Genomic DNA, 1,400 nt, shown 5'->3' with positions numbered 1-1,400 from the left:
ACGGTTGAGCAACATAGTGGCCGTTCGTTGACGCAGCCGTTCGGGCTGTAACCCGTCTTCTCGAGTTGAGCCAGTCCGGCCGCCAATGACTACAATCTAGAGATGGTCGCATTCCCTAAGGAGGCTGCCATGACTCAGTCAATGATCAGTTTTTGGGTTGGCATTGTGGTTATCGCTGTTGTTGCCTCGGCCCTGTCGAGGCGCTACAGGCGCGACCACCCCGAAGAGAGCGTGAGCCATTGGCTCGACACGCATCATATGAGCTGGATGCATCGCAAGCACTAGCTGGCGACGCGGGCTGACGCCGAGGAGCGCACCATGGCCTTCACCCTCACCTCGCAGGCTTTCCAGGAAGGAAGCGAAATCCCCCAGCGCTACACCTGCACGGGCGCGGACCTCTCACCCCCGCTCTCGTGGTCCGGGGTACCCGCCAATGCGAAAAGTCTCGTGCTAATCGTCGACGACCCCGACGCGCCCGACCCGGCCGCGCCACAGATGACATGGGTCCACTGGGTGCTTTACAACATCCCGGCGACGGCTCCGGGCGTTGAGGAGGGCGTCACTGCGGGCGCGCTTCCGGCAGGCACGCTCGAAGGCACCAACGACTTCCATCGCACCACGTATGGCGGCCCATGTCCGCCCGCTGGCCGTCATCGGTATTTCCATAAGCTGTATGCGCTCGACACCGTGCTGCCCGATCTTCACAAGCCCACAAAGGCGGCGTTGGAAAAGGCAATGGAAGGCCATGTCGTGGCACACACCGAACTGCTCGGCACATTCCAGAAGTAACAGGCGGACCTTGGACGCTACTTGCCCGGGACTGTCGATTCCGCGTCGATGCCTGGCGCAGATGTCATCGATTGGCGCGAGGCGTTTCAAGGCTACAAACTCGGCGAGGCAGCCGACAGGTGAACTTCAATCCCATACAGCGTTTGCGCACGGTTCGCCATCTCCAATGCGTCAGATGCGGCGTTGACATCACCCGCCGGGTTTCCACGGCCACGACGGATAAAGACGTCCGTTGCTTTCGACACTCTCGCGCTGTGCGTCGCCCGCTTCTCCGCCACGCTCCGCTTTGGCGGTCTCGATGTCGGAGGTGTCCGACGTGGGCGAATCGTCTTCGCCCGCTTCACGTGATTGCCCGGTCGTCTCCGAAGCAGCGGGTAGTGCATCGCCGAACCATTTCACCTCGCGCGTTAGTGCCCCGACATACGCGTGCCAGCCTGGGGGGTCGTTCGCGAACAGATTGCTCCGTACGGCAAATGCCAGTTGCCTATAGTCCACCTGCGCTTCCAGCAACTGTGCGGGCCAACCGGCAAACGACGCGCTAACGCGCTTCGCGAACTCCGCGACCTCCATGTCGGGCGGTACGGCGGCTAGCCATGCATGGGTGGCGAGAG

The 1,400-nt window shown here is 62.1% G+C and carries 3 protein-coding genes; 2 read left to right on the top strand and 1 reads right to left on the bottom strand.

What is annotated here, in order from left to right; translation table 11 throughout:
* The first annotated feature begins 129 nt into the window (after nt 1–129).
* Nucleotides 130–285: a hypothetical protein gene (locus tag F6X42_RS42670; protein WP_187639736.1), complete on the top strand. Its 156-nt coding sequence runs from the start codon at nt 130–132 to the stop codon at nt 283–285.
* A 33-nt stretch (nt 286–318) separates the two neighbouring features.
* Nucleotides 319–789, top strand: a complete 471-nt coding sequence (locus tag F6X42_RS42665; RefSeq protein ID WP_187639735.1) for a YbhB/YbcL family Raf kinase inhibitor-like protein — start codon at nt 319–321, stop codon at nt 787–789.
* A 189-nt stretch (nt 790–978) separates the two neighbouring features.
* Here F6X42_RS42665 and F6X42_RS42660 read toward each other — a convergent pair.
* On the bottom strand, nt 979–1,400 hold a 422-nt coding region (locus F6X42_RS42660; protein ID WP_187639734.1), incomplete at its 5' end, for a hypothetical protein.

Source organism: Paraburkholderia podalyriae (assembly GCF_014397785.1).
Classification (GTDB): Bacteria; Pseudomonadota; Gammaproteobacteria; order Burkholderiales; family Burkholderiaceae; genus Paraburkholderia; species Paraburkholderia podalyriae.
Note: the sequence above shows the minus strand (reverse complement) of the source record. Positions and strands in the feature narration are given on the sequence as shown.